Raw genomic sequence first — 18,243 nt, 5'->3', positions numbered from 1 at the left:
CGTAGGTCGGCCGTTCATCGACCAGTCTGCGGATGGTTGGCAGCAGCTCGGCATCGTCAGCTTTGAGGTACGGTCCGCGAGGCTTGGATTTGCCTTTGAGACGTTCAGCGAGATTGGAACGGGAGACGCCCAGGACATCAGCCACCGACTTCATCGGGAACCGTCCTTCGGCAACAAGATCGGTCGCGATATCTGTTTTTTTGAGTTCGCTTTGGAAAGAGCTTCGCGGAGAATCTCCGCCTCCAGCGTCTTACGGCCGAGCATGCGCTCCAGCTCACGCACGCGCTCTTCGAGCTTCCTGACCTCGGAATTGCCGACGACCGGCTCGTCTGAATCCACGGCGGCAGCACCTCCCTCGCTTAACAATCTGCGCCATCGATAAAGGAGATTGGGCGCAACTCCATGACGACGAGYGGTCGACGATACCGTCTCGCCCGCCTCGAAACTCTCCTCAATGATCTGCAGCTTTTGCTCGGTTGTCCACCGTCTGCGGCGAACGTCACCCGTGATCACTTCAATGCGTCGATACTCGTTAGACATAAGCTTGTCCTCAAGCCTGGGCTTGAGCCTTTCTGCTTATGCCGACTGTCCGGTCGAAATGGGGGGCAGTTCAGTAGTAGGCTTTCGCGTTCATATCGCTGAACTCGCCGGCCTTCACACGGGTGCTGTAGTCGCGGTGATAATGCTCGCGCATTCTCGCGCTGTAATCCTGAAACGCTTCCATTGAGGCGAGGATCGACGCCAACCGGCCATGAATGGTCAGATCTGCGCGGCGATTGTCGGGGGAGGGTGCAATCACCACCTTCTGAACGAGCGAGCGGATAAACTGGCCGTAGCCGCCAGCGTGTCGTTGCCGGCGTCGGCACCCTTCAGTGCCGTCGTCATGGCATCCAGAACCGACTGGAACATTGCCGGGTTCACAATGATCGGGTTATCCGGACTACGCAGGCCGGTGTTATCGCTCTTCTTCCGTTTCAGTGAAATCGGTGTGCTGCTTCCAGCTCGAGTGCCAGCCGCGCACGCTCCTTCTCCAAATCGTCGAGCATCTGGTCAAAGGCTGCAATCTTCATCTGGCCGGCAAGCATACGTTCGGTCATCTGCTCGGCGACCAGTTTCTGTTTGGGCGAGATAGCCTTCAGTTTAGCCTCGATCGTCTCCGCGGCCTTCGGCGACTAGACGTCCGGCTTTGAAGACCCTGCGGTTCTTCGGAAAGGCGACCACCGCCTCCGGCACATGAGCAGCGCCGAGTGTGACGAAATCCGCTTTCGCGCCGACTCCGATCCCGTAGCCTTCGAGGCGTAATGCTTTGGCACCTGCCGCCGTGACGATCTCGAAGGCGGCAGCCAGTTCCTCGTCGGTAAAGAAGCCGGACCGATATCCGATGATTTCCGCCCTATGCAGCATGTCGCCATCGCCATAGGGCCACCAGGAATCGCGGATGTTGTCGCTGCCGCTGAAGACGTTGACGCCTTCGCTGCGCAGCAGCGCCACCGGCGGGAAAGCGTGGTGGCCCGGCGCATTGGTCATGATCGATATGCCGCTTTTGGCGATCTTGCCTGCGATCTTGCGGGCGGCGTCTGGCGCGAGGTCGCCGAGGCCATAGGCGTGGCTGATCGCGACATGTCCCTGCATGCCGAGCGCGACCGTTCGGGCGCAGATCTCCTCGATGGTGAAGGCGCCCATCGTGCCTGCCTCATGCAGGTGGATATCGACGTCGACGCCACGTTTCGCGGCAATGCCGAAGACGACGTCGAGATGGCCTTTGACATCCCGGTCGAAGCTTGCCGGATCGAGGCCGCCGACCAGATCCGCACCCAATCCTATCGCCTTGTCGAGAAGTTCCGGCGTGCCTGGGCTATCAAGGATGCCACTCTGCGGAAAGGCGACGAGCTGGATATCGATCCTGTCCCTGTATTCCTCGCGGACGGCAAGGATCGTTTCCAGCGATTTCAGTCCCACCGAGCCATCCACCATGACGTGGCTGCGCATCTGCAGCGTGCCGTTGGCGATGCACAGATCCAGCTGATTGCGGGCGCGCTCGTCCATCGGCTCGGCCTTGGCCATGTTTTCCGCCTGGAAGGCGACGCGCTCATGCACGTCGAAGCCATTGGTGCAGGGACGGTGCGGCACCCAATTACCGCCGTAGAAGCTTGTATCGAGATGGATGTGCCCCTCGACGAAACCCGGAACGAGGAGGTCACCGGAGATATCGATCGCGCTTTCGGGTGCCTGCTGCGACGATGCCGGCTCGATCGACGTGATGCGCCCATTCGCGACGTGGATGTCATGGAGCAGGCCGTCGGCGAGCTTTGCATTGGTGAAAACCTTTGTGGGCCTGTTCATGGGGTTTCCTCAAATTGTTTTAGTTTTAAGGCGCCAAATGGCAGGCGACCGTGCCGCCGCCCTGCCGCGCCCGAACTTCGGGTGCGCTCGTGCGACAGCGTTCCGTGGCGAGCGGGCAGCGCGGGTGGAAGGTGCAGCCCTTCGGCGGGTCGAGCGGGCTTGGYGGCTCACCGCCCATAAGCTCCCGGTTGCGGTTGGGGGAGGCGACGTCCGGGATCGTCTGCAGCAGGAGCTGCGTATAGGGATGCTGCGGATCGGCGAAAAGCGCCTCCGTCTCCGCCTCCTCGACGATTCGTCCAAGATACATGACGGCGATGCGGTCCGCCATGTGCCGGACGACCGCCAGATTGTGGCTGATGAAGAGGTAGGTAAGGCCGAGTTCGTCCTGCAATTTGCGCATCAGATTGAGGATCTGCGCCTGTACCGAGACGTCGAGCGCAGACGTCGGCTCGTCGCAGACGAGGAATTCAGGCTCGCTTGCCAGCGCCCGGGCGATCGAGATGCGCTGCCGCTGGCCGCCGGAGAACTCGTGGGGGTAACGTCCGGCGTCGTCCGGCGAGAGGCCGACGGTTCGCAGCAGTTCGGCGACACGCGCGGTGATCGCATCGTCGCCGTCACGCAGGCCGAATGCGCGGATCGGCTCGGCGATGATATCACCGACGCGCCAGCGCGGATTGAGGCTCGCATGCGGATCTTGGAAGATCATCTGCGCTTCCATGGGCTTGCCGCTGTTTGCGCCCTTCTGGGCCGGTGCAAAGAGGATGGCGCCCTCGCTCGGTGCGTAAAGCCCGGTCACAAGGCGCGCAACGGTGGACTTGCCGCAGCCGGATTCGCCGACGAGCGCCAGGCACTTGCCCTTCCGGACGGTGAAGGAGACATCCTGCACGGCGCGCAGATAGCGCTTCGGCTTGCGGTCGATCACCCGGTTCAGCCAGGGGGCGGACACGTCGAAGACGCGTGTCAGCTGATCAACTTCCAGCGCGTTGTCAGGGCTTCTCATGCGACACCTCCATCGTGAACCAGGCAGGCGACGCTGCCATGAGCATTCGCCACCAGTGCCGGGCGTACCTGGCGACAGCGCGTGCCGGCTTCCGAACAGCGCGGATTGAAGGCACAGCCGGGCGGAATGGCGTTGAGCCGCGGCATGGCGCCATCGATCTGGGTGAGGCGCTCGACGCGTGCTCCGAGCGCCGGGATCGAGCCCATGAGGCCTCGCGTATAGGGATGCTTCGGCTTGTTCAGCACCTCCTCGACCAGGCCGATCTCGATGACTCGGCCGGCATACATGACGGCCACCCGGTCCGCGGTCTCGGCGATAACGCCCATGTCGTGGGTGACGAGCATCACGCCGGCGCCGTGCTCCCGGCAGAGGGTGCGCAGGAGTGTGGTGATCTGCGCCTGGATGGAGACGTCAAGCGCCGTCGTCGGCTCGTCGGCGATGATGAGCTGCGGATTGCCTGCGAGCGCCAGCGCGATGACCACGCGCTGGCGCATGCCGCCCGAAAACTGATGGGGGTAGTGGTCTATGCGCTCGTCCGCGCCCGGAATGCCAACCTGTTTCAGAAGACCGATCGCATGGGCACGGGCGTCCGCCCGGTCCCGAGCGGAATGCAGCCGGATCGTCTCGATGAGCTGCTGGCCGACGGAGAAGAGCGGATTGAGCGAGGTCAACGGGTCTTGGAAGATCGCGCCGACCATGCGGCCGCGCACGGTTTCCATCTCCGCGTCGCTCAGATTGTCGGTGCGCTGGCCGCCGATGCGGATCTCGCCGGCGGCGATGCGGCCCGGCGGTTCGAGCAGGCCGAGGACGGCCATGCCGGTCATCGATTTGCCTGCGCCGGATTCACCGACGACACCGAGTATCTCGCCGCGCTCGACCGTCAGCGACACGTCCGAGAGGGCTGTCAAAATGCCCTTGCGGGTCGGAAATTCGACGGAGAGGCCTTTGACCTCTAGGGCCGGGGTCTGGCTGTTCATGGTGACACCTCGCTCGAAGCCCGGCCGAGCGGATAACTCGGCGGGAAAATCTCCTCGACGGGGGGATGCCCGAACGTGCGTTCCGGATATCGCGCGACAAGTCCATCGAACTGCGCCTGGGCCTGGTTTCGGGCTGCGGCAAGATCGATACCGGCCACTTGCCCATCACGCATGGAAAGCCGGCCGTCGACGATCGTGGCGCGGGTGATGCGGCCCGTCGCGCCATAGACGAGGGTCTGGATCGGGTCGATGCGCGGGGCGATCATCCGGTCCGCCATGTCGAAGACTGCGATATCGGCCTTCGAACCCGGCGCGATGCGTCCCAGGTCGGGGCGTTTCAGAGCGTCCGCGCCGGCGATGGTCGCGGCGTCGTAGAATTCGGCGGCCAATCCGGCATTGCCGCGGCTTTCGGCCATGCGGTTTACCATCAGGCCGACGGCCATGTTCAACACCATGTCGGGCGGTGCGGTGTCTGTGCCCATGCCGATGCGGATGCCCATGGCCTTCACGCGCGAGAAGGATTTCAGCGAGGAGCCGTGGCGGGCGGAGACGAGCGGACAATGGGCGATGGTGACGCCGCTTGCCGCGTAACGGGCAAGATCGTCATCGGTGGCGACCGTCGCATGYGGCGCGATCAGGCGCGGGGAAAGGAGGTCGAGACGATCGAGCCATTCGGGAGCCGTCACGCCGTGCAGTCGGCGCACCGTCTGCAATTCCATCTCGCCTTGTGCCATATGCAGGCGCACCGGCATATCGAGACCGTTAGCGGTGTCGAACGTCCGACGCAGCAGCGTTTCAGTGCATGTCTCCACCCTGTCCGGCGCGAACATGCCGGAGATCAAGCCGCCGGCGGCACCGTGGATGCGCTGGGCGAAGGCTGCGGCATCGGCGAGTTCGGCAAGTCCGCGTTCCTCGTCGAACACCGGCTGCATGGTGCCCGCCCCGCCGAGGATGACGCCGCCACTCCGGTAGGCGGGGCCGAGCCAGACGCGCAGGCCGAGGTCTTCCGCCGCTACGGCGGCCGCTTCGAATTCCGCCACCGTCTCGCCCCAGGCACGATAGAAAAGCGAGGCGATGGGAAGGGCCGAGGTGATGCCGTTCAGGAGAAGCTGCGCGAAGGCATAGCGCTTCTGAAAGGCCAATTCCTCCGGCGAGTACATCTCATAGGCCCGCGCCGCATAATCCGTCGGCCAGACGCGGCCCTTCTTCCAGCCGGGCTGGTTGTCCATGCCGAGCACGGTCGTGTCGAGATCGGAGAGCGCGTCGAGGTCCACGAAACCGGGGCCGATGAGAGCCTCGCCCATATCGTAACGGGCGGAAAGCTCGCCTTCGAAGCGGTGGCCGACCCAGACGACGCGATCATTCTCGGTCACCACCTCGCCATCCGGGATGAGGCGGCGGCCTTCGGGAAGATCGGCGATGACGAAACGCGCCTTGAGCGCCCAGCGACCGGGCGGCCGCTTGCCGAGGGGAAGAGCCGACCAGGTCATGGGCGCGCCCTCAGGCTCTTGCCGTCGCGCGCAACGACGTTTCCGGCCGTCACCACCAGCTTGCGTGGCGCATGGGTGACGATCGCCTCGCCGACGGTCTCGCCCTCGACAAGCACGACATCGCCGCGTCCGCCGATGGTGAGTGCGTGAGCCTCCCGGTCCATGGCCTTGGCTCCGCCCGTCGTGCAGACGTCGAGCGCCAGCAGGAGTTCGTCGTCCCGACGCAGGTTGTTCTTCATGCCGAGCAGCATGGCGCGCTCCAGCATGTCGCCGTTGCCGTAAGGGCCCCAGGTGTCACGGAACCCATCTACGCCTGCTCCGAAACGGACGCCCGCCGACCGCAGCCGTTTCAGCGACGGCACTTCCCGCGAGGGCGGCGCAGTCGTGAGGACCGGGATATCGAGTTCGGCGCAGGCGTCGATCAGCGCCTGCGTCATATTCCAGTCGGGATCGCCGAGGCAGAAGGCGTGGCTGACGGCGACCTTGCCCCGCATGCCGAGAGCCCGAACACGCTCGAAGATCATTTCCATCGAGAAGGCACCGAGTTCGCCACCTTCATGGAGATGGATGTCGATGCCCTTTCCGTGTTTCTCGGCGAGCGCGAAGATCGTGTCGAGATGAGCTTTGGGATCCCGGTCCATGCCGCATGGGTCGAGCCCGCCGATCAGATCGGCGCCCATGGCTATCGCCTTGTCCAGAAGCTCCGCCGTACCTGGACGGCGCATCAGCCCGGATTGCGGGAAGGCGACGATCTCGATCTCGACCACGCCTTCGAGCTGCCGGCGCGTCTCCATCACGCCTTCCAGGGCGACCAGGCCCTGGTCGGTATCGATATCCACGTGGCTGCGGATCAGCGTCGTTCCGTAGCTGACCGATTGCAGCGACTGGCGCATGGACTGGACATGCGCGTCGAGCCCGTATTCGCGCTTCACCTTGCGCTCGTTGTCGATCTTGTCGATCAGCCGCGGGCCGACCTCGTTGACGTACMACGGATAGCCGAGGAGCGACTTGTCGAGATGGGTATGGGCATCGACCAGGCCGGGAATGGCAATGCGCCCGGCCGCATCCTCGACGGGTATGTTTTCCGCGCCGAGCCCCTGTCCGATGGCGGTGATGCGGCCGTTCTTGATCAGGATGTCGGTGGATGCGCCGCCCATGGGCCTTGCGTTGGTAATCAGAAGATCGCTCATGGATATGCCTCAGCGCAGTTTGGGGTTGAGGGCGTCGCGCAGCCAGTCGCCGAGCACGTTGATGGAGACGACGAGCAGGCAGAGCTGCAGGCCGGGAAAGAGCACGATCCACCACAGACCGGAGAAAAGATACTGGTTGCCGATACGGATCAGCGTGCCGAGCGACGGCTGTTCCGGCGGCATGCCGACACCGAGGAAGGAAAGCGTCGCCTCGATCAGGATCCCGAGGCTGAAGTTCAGCGTGGCCGTGACCAGGAGCGGCGTGGTGGTGTTTGGAAGGATATGTTTCAGCATGATCCGCCATTTCGGGACGCGGATCAGCCGGGCGGCCTGCACATATTCCTTGTTGCGCTCGACCATGGTCTGGGCGCGAACGGTGCGCGCATATTGCACCCAGGCCGACAGCGAGATGGCGAAGACGATGACGCCGGAGGCGCCGACTTCCCGCAGGGAAGACGGCAGCATCTGCCGGGCGAGTGCCGAAACGAGGATGGCGATCAGCATGGTGGGCATGGAGAGCAGCACGTCGCCGGTACGCATCAGGAGGCCATCCGCCCATTTGCCGTAGTAACCGGCCACCAGACCAACAAAGGAGCCGACGATCAGCGACACGGCGACGGAGGCGGCGCCGATGACGATCGAGGCGCGCGAACCGTAGAGGATCGCCGAAAGCAGATCGCGCCCCTGCACATCGGTGCCAAGCAGGAAGGGCCATTGCCCGCCCTCCATCCAGACGGGTGGGATCTCGGCATTGAGCAGGTCGAGCGAAGCGAGGTCGTAAGGGTTCTGCACCGTGATCCATGGCGCGAAAAAGGCCGTGCCGATCAGAGCCAGAAGCAGGATGGCGGCGGCAACAGCGGAGGGATGCTGCTTGAAGCTCCACCACAGGTCGGATTGGAACATGCGCGAGAAGCGCGAGGGTGGGGCGGACGACTTGACGGGTTCGATCGCGGTCATGAGAGCCTCCCGGTCAGGCGTTGCGCAGGCGCGGATCGATGACCGCATAGGCGATGTCGACCAGCGTGTTCAGCGTGACGAAGATGAAGGACACGATGCAGAGATAGGCCGCCATGACAGGGATATCGACGAAGGTCACGGCCTGCATGAAGAGCATGCCCATGCCGGGCCACTGGAAGACGGTTTCGGTGACGAGGGCAAACGCGATCAGATTGCCGACCTGCATGGCGGTGAGGKTGACGACGGGCATCAGACAGTTCTTGAGCGCATGGCGGAACCACAGTGCGCTTCTTCTGACGCCGCGAGCGCGGGCGAATTTGATGAAATCGGTGCGCAGCGTTTCCAGCATCTCGGCGCGCACCAGCCGCATGACGAGGGTGATCTGGAAAAGCGAGAGAGAAAGCGCCGGCAGCACCACCGCCGCCCGCCCGGAAGTGGTCAGCAATCCCGTCGACCACCAGCCGACGCGCACCACGTCGCCGCGGCCGTAACCGGGCAGCCAGCCGAGCGTAACCGAAAAGGTGAGGATCAGCAGGATGCCGACGAGGAAGCTCGGCAGCGAGACGCCGACGATCGAGCTGAACTGCAAGCCTTCCGCCCACCAGCGCCCGCGGCCGATAGCGGTGAAGACGCCGAACGGTATGCCGATCGCGAGCGACAGGAACGTCGCGATGATGACCAGTTCGAAGGTCGCGGGGAAACGTTCGGCGATCAGGCCGATCACGGATTGCTGGTTGCGCCAGGAGAGGCCGAATTCGCCCTGTACGGCATTGGTGACGAAGCGGGCATACTGGACGAGGAAGCCGTCATTGAGACCGAGGCGCGCCCGCAATTCGTCGCGTTCGATCTGGGTCGCGCTTTCATTGACCATCATTTCAACCGGGTCGCCCAGGAAGCGGAAGATGAGGAATGCAAGAAAGGCGACCGTCAGCATCACGAGAACGGCATTGCCGATCCGCTTGATGAGGAAGGCGAGCATGGCGCGCGGTCCTTTGTGCGAGCAGAAGGAGGAGGAGGCGACCCCCGCCGCACGCATTGCACGACGGGGCTATTCGGGTTTACATCTTCACCAGCCATAGGCGCGGAAGGTTATCCGAGAAGAGCGGGAAATCAGCGATCTTCRCGTTGGTCGCCCAGGCGAGCGGCTGCTGGTGCAGCGGGATCATCAAGGCGTGTTCCTTGGCGATCTTGAGCGACTGGGCTTCTATTGCAAGGCGCTTCGTCTGGTCGAGTTCGACGGCGGAGGCCTCTGTCACCTTGTCGAACTCCTTGTCGGACCAGCCGCCCCAGTTGAATATGCCGAACGAGCCTTCCTTGGTGTGCAACACCTGCGAGGTGAGGCTGTAGGTGTCGAGCATCGGCAGCGTCGCCCAGCCGAGCGTGTAGACATCGACCTTGCCGGCGGAACGCTTGGGGGTCTGCACAGCACGGGTGCCCTGGTCGAGCTTCGGCTTCAGCCCGACGCGGGACCACATGGAGGCGACCGCCTGGCAGATCTGCTCCTCGTTGACGAGGCTGTCCGCGCAGTTGAACTCGAATTCGAAGCCCTCTGCGCCGGCTTCCTTCAGAAGCGCCTTGGCCTTTTCCGGATCCGCCTTCACCGGCTCGTCAAGTGCGGCGTCATAGCCCGGGATCTGCGGTGCGACGAGCGCCCCGGCATTGCGGGACTTGCCGCGCATGACGCGCTTCTGGATGAGGTCGAGATCGATCGCGAGCTGCATCGCCTGGCGCACGCGCACGTCCTTCATCGGGTTCGGCGCGCCCGAGAGAAGCTGGTCGCGCTGGCTGAAGCCGATCATCACGGTGCGAAGATCGGTGCCCTCGAGAAGCTTGACCTGAGACGACGCAGCCTCAAGCCGCGGCAGGTCCTGCACGGGTGCCTGGTCGGTAAAGTCGATATCGCCGGATAGAAGTGCTGCCACGCGGGTCGCGCTGGAGGCGATCGGCGTCAGCTCGATCCGGTCGATATTGTGCTGCGGCTTGTCCCACCAGCCGTCGAATTTCACGAAGACGGTCTTGGCATCCGGCTGGCGGCTTTCGACCTTGAACGGACCCGTGCCGTTCTCATGATAGGTGGCATAACCTTCGACGCCGGAACCGACATCGGTCGGGGCTTCGGCATTGTTGTCCTTCAGCCAGCCCGCGTCGAAGACGTAGATGGTGGTGAGATCGTTCAGCAGCAGCGGATAATTGGTCGCGACATCGATCTCGATCGTATGGGCGTCGATCACGCGCGACCCCTTGTAGGAGGGAATGTTGCCGCGCAGCGGCGATTTCGCATCGCTGGCGCGCAGCAGCGAGGCCTGCACGTCCTCGGCGGTGAAATCGGCGCCGTTGTGGAATTTCACGCCCTCGCGCAGCTTGAAGCGCCAGGTGGTCGGCGAAACGATTTCCCAGGAGGTGGCGAGCGCCGGTTCGATCTTCAGGTTGCGGTCGTAACGCACCAGTCCTTCATAGGCATGGTTGAGTACGCCGAGCGCAAAGCTGTCACCGTAGGAATAGGGATCGAGCGAGCTGATGTCGCGCGAGGCTCCCCATTTCAGCGTGCCGGCCACGGCCGGCATGGATAGTGCGAGCAGGGCGATGCCTGTCGCCAATAATCTCTTCGTTTTGGTCATCTTTGTCCCCTTTTATTGTATTCAATCCAGCAGAGACATTCCCGCGTGAATTGCATGCGAGGTTCTCATCGGGCGGCGCATAAGCCGCTTCGTGAGCCTTGGAAGTGCCGTTCTGTGCGGCTTTAGGCGGAACGTAGATTATCTCGTATGCAATATCAATATAAAATTGGATGCAATATAAATGGCTAGATAAGGTACAAAATTTATGCAATATGCCGTAGAAAATGCATTCGAACGGAAAGCCGAAGCGATGTCCACGAACCTGACCAGAAGCGACGCGATCTACGCTTCGCTGCGTCGCGCCATTCTCGAGCAGGCGCTGAAGCCCGGCACCAAGCTGCCCGAAGATTCGATCGGCGATACGTTCAGCGTCAGTCGGACAAGCGCGCGCAACGCCTTGGTGCGGCTCTCTTCCGACGGCCTCGTGGAGATCAAGCCGAACCGCGGCGCCGCGGTCGCCATGCCGACGCTGGCGGAGGCGGAAGAAGTCTTTGCCCTTCGCCGCTGCCTGGAACGGGAGGTGATCGAGCGGCTTTGCAAGCGGATGCCGAAGGACGGCATCGATGCGCTGATCAGCCATGTGCGGGAGGAGGAGCGGGCGCTGCAGGCCTCTTCGCCTCGCTCCATTCGCCTCGCGGGCGAGTTTCATATTCTGCTCGCCGAATTGACTGGCTCGAAACTGCTCATCGATTTCATCAGCCAGGTAGTCTCGCGCTCGTCGCTGATCCTTGCACGGTTCGGGCGCCCGCATTCGGCGGAATGCGGGATCGACGAGCATATCCAGCTGATCGAGGCGCTGAAGAACCTCGATGYGGCTGCGGCGACCCGCATCATGGATCATCACCTCCACGCGGTTGAGGATAGGGCAAAGGTGGACGACAAGGACGACGGTCCCGACATCAGCGAAATCCTCAGCCGTTACATGTCGGCTTCCGAATAGCAGCGACGAAAAACGGAAAGGCATGCGATGGCCGAGGGGATGACGATGCCGGAACGGATTTTCACGCAGCAGACGGCGCAAGCCGCAGCCCGCTCCCGGCACGGCATGGTCACCACGCCGCATCACGCCGCAAGCGAAGCAGGCGCTAAAGTCCTGCGCCGCGGCGGTACGGCGATCGAGGCGGTGATCGCCGCAGGCGCTGCGCTGACGGTTCTCTATCCGCATTTCTGTGGTCTGGGCGGCGACGCCATCTGGCTCGTGGCGGACCGCGCCGGCCGGCGCGACGCGATCATGGGCATAGGGCAGGCGGCGGAGAGTTTGCCGAAGCTGGAAACCATCCCGGCGCGCGGTCCCCTGTCGGCGCTGACGACCGCCGCGCTCGTCGACAGCTGGGGCGAGGCCCTGCGGTATTCGCATGCGCATTGGGGCGGGACGGAGAACCTTTCCAGCCTTCTGGAGGACGCGATCGAACTCGCCGCCGGCGGCTTTCCGGTCAGCCGGTCGCAGAGATATTGGCACGAGTTTCGAGAGAGCGAGATCGGCGGCTGGTCGACCGTCTCGACCTTCTTCACCACCGAAGGCGTCCAGCGGCAACCGCAGCTCGCGGCCGTCCTGGAGCGGCTCGCGGCGTACGGCCATCGCGAATTCTACGAGGGAGAGGTCGCCGGCCGCATTGCAGTGGGCTTGGAGGCTGCCGGCAGCCCAATCCGCAGGCATGACTTGGAGAAGACGTCCGCAAAAATCGTCGCTCCCCTATCCCTGACCTACAGGGATTTGGAGCTTCTCGCGCCGCCGCCGCCGTCGCAAGGGGTAACGACCCTCACCATCATGGGCATCCTGTCGAACTTCGCCATGCGGGATGTGGACCCCGCATCCGCGGATTTCTATCACCTTTGCGTCGAGGCCGTGAAGCAGGCTTTCCTCGAGCGAGGCCGCATCGCCGATCCGAATCATGTGGCGCAGGACTGCGCCGCTTGGCTCGCCGATACGGTTCTTTCCCGCAAAGCCGGCGCGATCGACCGGAAGGCGGCGCTGCCATGGCCGACCCCATTCCGGAACGGGGATACCGTCTATCTCGCTGCGGTCGATGGAAACGRCTGTTCCGCCAGTGTTCTGCAAAGCACCTATTACGACTGGGGCAGCGGCGTCCTGCTCGACGACACAGGCATCCTGTGGCAGAACCGTGGGGCGGCCTTCAGCACCGATCCCGCCAGCCCGAACGTGCTCGCCCCGGGCAAGCGGCCGTTCTACACGCTCAATCCAGGCATGGGTCTGCGCGACGGAAAGCCTTGCCTCCTCTATGGAACGCAAGGGGCCGACGGGCAGCCGCAAACGCTGACCGTGTTGCTCAGCAGATTGATCGATCACGGTTTCGATCCGCTCGCAGCGCTTTCCGCGCCGAGATTCCTGCTCGGCCGGACGTTTTCCGACACAAGGGACAATCTCAAGATCGAGGAGGACGTTGGGGTGGAGGTGCTGAGAGCCCTTTCCACGCGCGGACACGAGACGGTTGCTCTCCCGGCGTTGAGCGCGCTGGCGGGGCAGGCGGGGGTCATCCGGATCGGCGGCGACGGGTGGATCGACGGTGCGCATGACCCCCGCAGCGACGGCTGCGCGATCGGGATCTGAGGCAGGACATGCGGGCCGATCTCCTTCTTCGCAATGCGCGCATATCGCAGCGATCGGGCGTGATCGACATCGCGATCCACGACGGGCTCATCGTCGAAATGCGGCCGGAAATCCGCTGCGATGCCGTGGATGAAGAGGATATCGACGGGAAATTCGCCTTCTCGGGTTTCGTGGACAGCCATATCCATCTAGACAAGGCCTGCATTCTTGAACGCTGCTCGATTTGCGAAGGCACGCTGGACGAGGCGGTGCGCGAGACGGCCAAGGCCAAGGCCGGTTTTTCCGAAGAGGATGTTTATGAGCGGGCCTCGGCGCTCGTCCGCCAGGCCATTGTCCATGGCACCAACCGCATGCGGACCTTCGTCGAAATCGATCCGCGCGCCGGCATGCGATCCTTCGAGGCCATCAAACGGGTTCGCGAGCGATATGCGTTTGCGATCGATATCGAGATCTGCGCCTTCGCCCAAGAGGGGCTGACGCAGGAGCCTGAAACGGAAGATATGCTCGACGAGGCGCTACGTGCCGGCGCCGATCTGATCGGGGGATGCCCCTATACGGATCACCGGCCGGAAGAGCACGTTCGCAGGATATTCGCACTGGCGAAAAGGCATGACGTCGACGTGGATTTTCACCTTGACTTTCATCTCGATCCCGCAAGAACCGACCTGCCGTCCGTCATCGAGGCGACGCTGGCGAATGGCTATGGCGGCCGGGTCACCATCGGTCATGTCACGAACCTCTCCGCTCTCGATCCGTCGGACCGATCGGCGGTCGGGCGGAAGATCGCGGAGGCCGGCATCGCGCTTACCGTCCTCCCGGCGACCGATCTCTTCCTGATGGGCCACGGCAACGTCTCGAACATTCCCCGCGGGATCGCGCCGGCCCATCTTCTGTCGGCGGACGGTGTCAGGACGGCGATCGCCACCAACAACGTGCTGAACCCGTTCACGCCCTTCGGCGACGCGTCGCTGGCACGGATGGCGAATCTTTATGCCAATGTGATGCAGCTATCGCGCGATGCCGATATCGGCCACGTTTTCCAGATGGTCAGTGGGCAGGCCGCAGCCATCATGCGCATCCCATACGGGCTGAGGGTCGGCGGCCCGGCCGATATCGTCGTCCTCGATGCGGCCAATCCCCTAAGCGTCGTCCGTTCTTCGGCCGCCACGCTCGCCGGATGGAAGGCTGGCCGAAAGACGTTCGTTCGTCCCAAGGCTAACATCTTGGGGGAGTGCCAAGGCATCTGAAGGCAGCTCTTTGCATGTCAGAATGAGTAACGGCAGTCGCAGGCTCAGCCGAGTTCCAGCTTGGTGATCCCGAAGATCCAATGTATGTTTACCGGTGGCGCCGATCCGCGATACATGCGGATGGTTGTAAATCCTTTTCGACGGGCGCCTTCTTGGTGATTAAGTGTCCGATCTGCAACGCTGACCATCCAGCCGCATGCAACGGCCTTTTGCGGTCCAATCATATCCCCCTTGATCCAGATCATTGCGAAATTCGTCGGATTGCATGGATGGCGCCGAATTATCGCTTCCATTTTGGCGACATTATTTTCATTTGATTCCAATTGCCTGTCGCCCGGAACGGCCGCGCGCGGCCCCTTCCTGCAAAAATTGAAGCCGATTTGGCGTGAAACACCCGCAGATCGGGGTCAAATGGGCTTCGACGRGCCTATTCCGCCCGTGGATTTGACGGCAGACCGATCCTTAAAGCCAACTTTGCTTTTTGCCGGCCGCCGCCCGCAAAAGGAACGTGAAATGCTGAAGAGGCACATTCTTGCATCCCTGGCGGCTGGTATTGCCGCCCTCGCGCTATCCGGCGCCGCTTCGGCCGCCGAGCCTACCATGCCCGCGAAGGAGCTGGCGGGGATGGCGTTCTCATAGGTCTTGCGCATGTTGTCGGCGATCACCGGATCAGTGATCGTGTCGAGCAGATCGGTCGCCACCGCACCGGGCGAAATGATCGTCGTGCGGATGTTGTAGGGATTCACCTCCTGGCGCAGCCCTTCCGAGATCACGCGGACAGCGTGCTTGGTCGCGGCATAGACTACACCGCCCGGTCCAACCTTATGACCGGCGACGGAAGACACGTTGATGATGTRCCCGCTCTTTTGGCTCCGCATGTGCGGCAGGGCCGCCACGATGCCGTAGAGGACGCCTTTGATATTGACGTCGATCATGGCGTCCCAGTCCTCTACTTTCAGCAGTTCGAGGCGGGAACTCGGCATCAGGCCGGCATTGTTCAGAATGACGTCGATGCGGCCGTGCTTCTCAACCGCGCTATCCGCCAGCCGCTTGACCTGCTCGCGGGCGGTTACGTCCGTCTGGACAACGGCATCGTCGTCCAGCTTCAATTCCCCGGCAAGCGTGCGAAGGCGACCTATGCGCCGTGCACCGAGAACGAGCTTTGCGCCATACCGCGCCAGTCTGCGTGCCGTCGCCTCTCCGAGGCCGCTGCTGGCGCCAGTGATGACGACGACTTTGTCTTCGATACCCTGTGACATGGGATCATCCGTTCTCATGCGGTCCGGTGCTTCACTTGTAACTGTTATTGCCGTGGCCGTTTCTCAAAGACGGTGCGAACAACGGACGACGCCGAAAAGGCGTTCGGCCAGCCGGCATAATAGGCGAGGTGGCTGACCATCTCGGCTGCTTCCTCGCGCTTCAGCCCGTTATCCATCGCCTTGTTCAGATGGAAAGGAATTTGCTCCACTTGCGCAGTCGCGATCAGAGCGGTGACGGTCACGAGGCTGCGATCGCGTGGTGCAAGATCGGGGCGAAGCCACAGGTCTTTGAACAGAACATCCGCCGTGTCGCGCACAAGGCCGGGCGAGGCCGGGCCGGTCGATTCCTCCACCCGCGCGGCGCGGGTGGCTTCCGCCTTCTCATCAAGAGGGAGCAGTTGGACGGACGCTTTCGGAAGCTGGTTGCGATCGATGCCGCGCTCGGTGAACACATCTTTGGCGATGGCCGTGGCGGCGATCGCATTGCCCCAGCCGGCATAGAAGGCCAGATGGGTGATGATCTCGGAAATCTCGGCGGGCTTGACGCCGTTGTCGAGGGCGAGCTGCAGTTGCTCGGCGAGCAAAACAGTTTGATTGCGCACGATGACTGCGGCGACGGTGATGATGCTGCGGTCGCGAGGGGCGAGGCCGGGTCGCTTCCACAGGTTGCTCGCCAGCCTGTCCGTTGCGTAATGTTCGAGCGCTGGAGACACAGCCTGCACGTCTTCGCGGGAAAAGCTGCCGGTCTGTGAACCCGTCTCTGCGACAGCGTCGACGGCACCCATGGAAAGTGCGAGAGCCATGATAGTGGAGGTTTTCATGATGATGCCTTTCACTTGTCCAGTCATTAGCGGTATTGCTCGTCGGTGACCGGCTCCAACCAGTCCACGTTCTCGCCGTCGACAAGGTAGGTCATGGCGATGTGAGCCATCGGGCTTGTTTCGGTCGCGCCATGCCAGTGCTTGATCCCCGCCGCGATCCACACGGTATCGCCGGCGTTGACGACGCGGCGCTCCTTGCCTTCTTCCTGCACCCAGCCCTGACCGGACGTGATGAACAGCAATTGCCCGGCCGGGTGCGTATGCCAGGTGGTGCGCGCGCCGGGGGCGAAGGTGACGAGGCCGGCATTGGCGCGAGTGGTTTCGTTCGGGGGGAACAGAGGCGTGATGACCGCATGTCCGCTGAAGTTATCCGGGGTCTTGCCGATGATGGAGGGCGTGCCCCCGTTCGGCCTGATCTCCATGCCTTCGGCAGCCGCCGAACCCGCGCCGATCGTGCTGATGGCTGCCGCTGCGATTATCTTTTTCATTGGGTCTGCTCCTGTTCTCACGCGGTTGGGTCGATGACGAAGCGATAGCGAACGTCCTTCGCCTTGATCCGGTCGAAGGCCTGTCTGTCTCGCGCGGACAGAACACCTGCGAGAACGCATATAATCCGAGGCAGAATGTGCGATTAGGTGCTAAAAGGAGATTGGACCAATAAGGAAAACTTCTAAATGGCTGGAGAGAGCCTGAACGATCTGGCGGCCTTCATGGTGGTCGCGGAGGAACGGAATTTTACGAGGGCCGCCAAACGGCTGGGCGTATCCCAGTCAGCGCTGAGCCAGACCGTTCGCTCGCTGGAGGCGCGCCTCGATCTGCGTTTGCTGACGAGAACGACGCGCCGGGTCGTCCCGACGGAAGCGGGAGAGCGCCTGCTGCGCTCGATCGGTCCGCGGATCGAGGAAATTCAGCGGGAACTGATGGTCTTGAGCGAGTTGCGGGAAAAGCCGTCCGGCGTCATTCGCCTGACCTCGACCGAATACGCCGCCGAATCAATCCTGTGGCCGGTCGCATCGAAGCTCGTGGAAGAATATCCCGACATCAAGGTGGAGATCATCACGGATTACGGGTTGACCGACATCGTCAAGGACCGGTTCGACGCTGGCGTGCGACCGGGCGAGACGATTGCCAAGGATATGATCGCCGTTCGCATCGGGCCGCAGATGCGCATGGCCGTCGTCGGTTCCCCAGCCTATTTCGCTGGGCGAGCCGTTCCGAAAACACCTCAGGCCCTAACCAATCACAATTGCATCAATCTACGACTGTCGGGCCACGGCGGTCTGTATGCATGGGAATTCGAGAAGGATGGCCGTGAAATGAATGTGCGGGTAGATGGGCAATTGGTGTTCAACACCGGTAGTCTCATTCTCAAAGCCGCCCTGGAGGGACGCGGCCTTGCCTATCTGCCGGAAGGGCAATTGGCTCCGTACATCGAGGATGGTCGCCTCGTACGCGTACTGGCGGATTGGTGCGAACCTTTTTCCGGCTATCACCTCTACTATCCGAGCCGGCGCCAGCCGACACCGGCCTTTGCCTTGCTTGTCGAAGCGCTCAGATATCGCTCCAAGAGTTGATCTCCGCCTTTCGGCGGCGTCTCCTGCCCAACGGCGGTCGCTCCTCGCGGGATCAGAACTGCCAGTTGACCGGGACCCAGGCATAGCCGGCGTCCATCTTGAGCATCCGGCCAAGGCCCGGGAACGGATAGTGGAAGCCGAGGATGAGGAGCCGGTCTGCCGCCGCCATGTCGAAGATGCGGCGACGGGAGGCGAGGG

Annotated in this window: 18 protein-coding genes and 2 pseudogenes; 4 read left to right on the top strand and 16 right to left on the bottom strand. The window is 62.8% G+C overall.

Annotation, left to right across the window (positions count from 1 at the left end; translation table 11 throughout):
* The 11 genes and pseudogenes from LCM4573_RS18260 to LCM4573_RS18215 all read right to left on the bottom strand — a co-directional run.
* Positions 1–540 (bottom strand): annotated as a pseudogene (locus LCM4573_RS18260) (transposase); the annotation flags it as partial.
* A 70-nt stretch (positions 541–610) separates the two neighbouring features.
* Positions 611–799, bottom strand: a complete 189-nt coding sequence (locus tag LCM4573_RS18255) for a hypothetical protein (protein WP_071007814.1) — start codon at positions 797–799, stop codon at positions 611–613.
* A 175-nt stretch (positions 800–974) separates the two neighbouring features.
* Positions 975–1,097, bottom strand: coding sequence for a hypothetical protein (locus LCM4573_RS28800; RefSeq protein WP_274534859.1), 123 nt, complete (start codon positions 1,095–1,097; stop codon positions 975–977).
* Positions 1,098–1,140: 43 nt separating this feature from the next.
* Positions 1,141–2,343, bottom strand: coding sequence for an amidohydrolase family protein (locus LCM4573_RS18250; RefSeq protein WP_071007813.1), 1,203 nt, complete (start codon positions 2,341–2,343; stop codon positions 1,141–1,143).
* Between the two features lie 25 nt (positions 2,344–2,368).
* Positions 2,369–3,343, bottom strand: a complete 975-nt coding sequence (locus tag LCM4573_RS18245; RefSeq protein ID WP_071007812.1) for an ABC transporter ATP-binding protein — start codon at positions 3,341–3,343, stop codon at positions 2,369–2,371.
* Complete coding sequence (locus LCM4573_RS18240) at positions 3,340–4,320, bottom strand: ABC transporter ATP-binding protein (RefSeq protein WP_071007811.1); 981 nt, start codon at positions 4,318–4,320, stop codon at positions 3,340–3,342. Before LCM4573_RS18240 ends, LCM4573_RS18245 begins: the two co-directional genes overlap by 4 nt.
* The gene (locus LCM4573_RS18235) at positions 4,317–5,810 is read right to left on the bottom strand and encodes an amidohydrolase family protein (RefSeq protein ID WP_071007810.1); all 1,494 of its coding nucleotides are present in this window, start codon (positions 5,808–5,810) and stop codon (positions 4,317–4,319) included. The genes LCM4573_RS18240 and LCM4573_RS18235 overlap by 4 nt, the downstream gene beginning before the upstream one ends.
* Positions 5,807–7,000, bottom strand: coding sequence for an amidohydrolase family protein (locus tag LCM4573_RS18230; RefSeq protein WP_071007809.1), 1,194 nt, complete (start codon positions 6,998–7,000; stop codon positions 5,807–5,809). Before LCM4573_RS18230 ends, LCM4573_RS18235 begins: the two co-directional genes overlap by 4 nt.
* A 9-nt stretch (positions 7,001–7,009) precedes the next feature.
* The gene (locus tag LCM4573_RS18225; RefSeq protein WP_071007808.1) at positions 7,010–7,957 is read right to left on the bottom strand and encodes an ABC transporter permease; all 948 of its coding nucleotides are present in this window, start codon (positions 7,955–7,957) and stop codon (positions 7,010–7,012) included.
* Between the two features lie 13 nt (positions 7,958–7,970).
* Positions 7,971–8,936, bottom strand: a complete 966-nt coding sequence (locus LCM4573_RS18220) for an ABC transporter permease (RefSeq protein ID WP_071007819.1) — start codon at positions 8,934–8,936, stop codon at positions 7,971–7,973.
* Positions 8,937–9,015: 79 nt separating this feature from the next.
* Positions 9,016–10,575: an ABC transporter substrate-binding protein gene (locus LCM4573_RS18215; protein ID WP_071007807.1), complete on the bottom strand. Its 1,560-nt coding sequence runs from the start codon at positions 10,573–10,575 to the stop codon at positions 9,016–9,018.
* Positions 10,576–10,825: 250 nt separating this feature from the next.
* Here LCM4573_RS18215 and LCM4573_RS18210 point away from each other — a divergent pair, with 250 nt between their 5' ends.
* Genes LCM4573_RS18210 through LCM4573_RS18200 form a run of 3 tightly spaced genes read left to right on the top strand, consistent with a single transcriptional unit; the run spans position 10,826 to position 14,391 of the window.
* Positions 10,826–11,515: a GntR family transcriptional regulator gene (locus LCM4573_RS18210; protein ID WP_071007818.1), complete on the top strand. Its 690-nt coding sequence runs from the start codon at positions 10,826–10,828 to the stop codon at positions 11,513–11,515.
* Positions 11,516–11,560: 45 nt separating this feature from the next.
* The gene (locus LCM4573_RS18205; RefSeq protein ID WP_244505360.1) at positions 11,561–13,144 is read left to right on the top strand and encodes a gamma-glutamyltransferase family protein; all 1,584 of its coding nucleotides are present in this window, start codon (positions 11,561–11,563) and stop codon (positions 13,142–13,144) included.
* 8 nt (positions 13,145–13,152) lie between these two features.
* Entirely contained in the window at positions 13,153–14,391 is a 1,239-nt protein-coding gene (locus LCM4573_RS18200; RefSeq protein WP_071007806.1) for an amidohydrolase family protein, read from the top strand.
* A gap of 44 nt (positions 14,392–14,435) precedes the next feature.
* Here LCM4573_RS18200 and LCM4573_RS18195 read toward each other — a convergent pair whose 3' ends face one another.
* From LCM4573_RS18195 to LCM4573_RS18180, 4 genes are all read right to left on the bottom strand, one after another.
* Positions 14,436–14,636: a hypothetical protein gene (locus LCM4573_RS18195; protein ID WP_131818986.1), complete on the bottom strand. Its 201-nt coding sequence runs from the start codon at positions 14,634–14,636 to the stop codon at positions 14,436–14,438.
* Between the two features lie 162 nt (positions 14,637–14,798).
* Positions 14,799–15,650 (bottom strand): SDR family oxidoreductase, encoded by an 852-nt coding sequence (locus LCM4573_RS18190; RefSeq protein ID WP_083347524.1) that lies wholly within the window; start codon positions 15,648–15,650, stop codon positions 14,799–14,801.
* 44 nt (positions 15,651–15,694) lie between these two features.
* The gene (locus LCM4573_RS18185; protein WP_071007816.1) at positions 15,695–16,471 is read right to left on the bottom strand and encodes a carboxymuconolactone decarboxylase family protein; all 777 of its coding nucleotides are present in this window, start codon (positions 16,469–16,471) and stop codon (positions 15,695–15,697) included.
* Between the two features lie 26 nt (positions 16,472–16,497).
* On the bottom strand, positions 16,498–16,959 hold the full coding sequence (locus LCM4573_RS18180) for a cupin domain-containing protein (protein WP_071007804.1): 462 nt from the start codon (positions 16,957–16,959) through the stop codon (positions 16,498–16,500).
* Positions 16,960–17,145: 186 nt separating this feature from the next.
* On the opposite strand from LCM4573_RS18180, the gene LCM4573_RS18175 reads away from it, so the two are divergent.
* Positions 17,146–18,045 (top strand): LysR family transcriptional regulator, encoded by a 900-nt coding sequence (locus LCM4573_RS18175; protein WP_071007803.1) that lies wholly within the window; start codon positions 17,146–17,148, stop codon positions 18,043–18,045.
* Positions 18,046–18,097: 52 nt separating this feature from the next.
* Here the strand turns inward: LCM4573_RS18175 and LCM4573_RS27775 are convergent.
* Positions 18,098–18,243: pseudogene (locus tag LCM4573_RS27775) on the bottom strand (MBL fold metallo-hydrolase); the annotation flags it as partial.

It is taken from the genome of Rhizobium sp. LCM 4573 (genome assembly GCF_001854865.1).
In the GTDB taxonomy this organism is placed as follows: domain Bacteria; phylum Pseudomonadota; class Alphaproteobacteria; order Rhizobiales; family Rhizobiaceae; genus Neorhizobium.
This window is presented reverse-complemented; position numbering and strand designations above follow the sequence as displayed.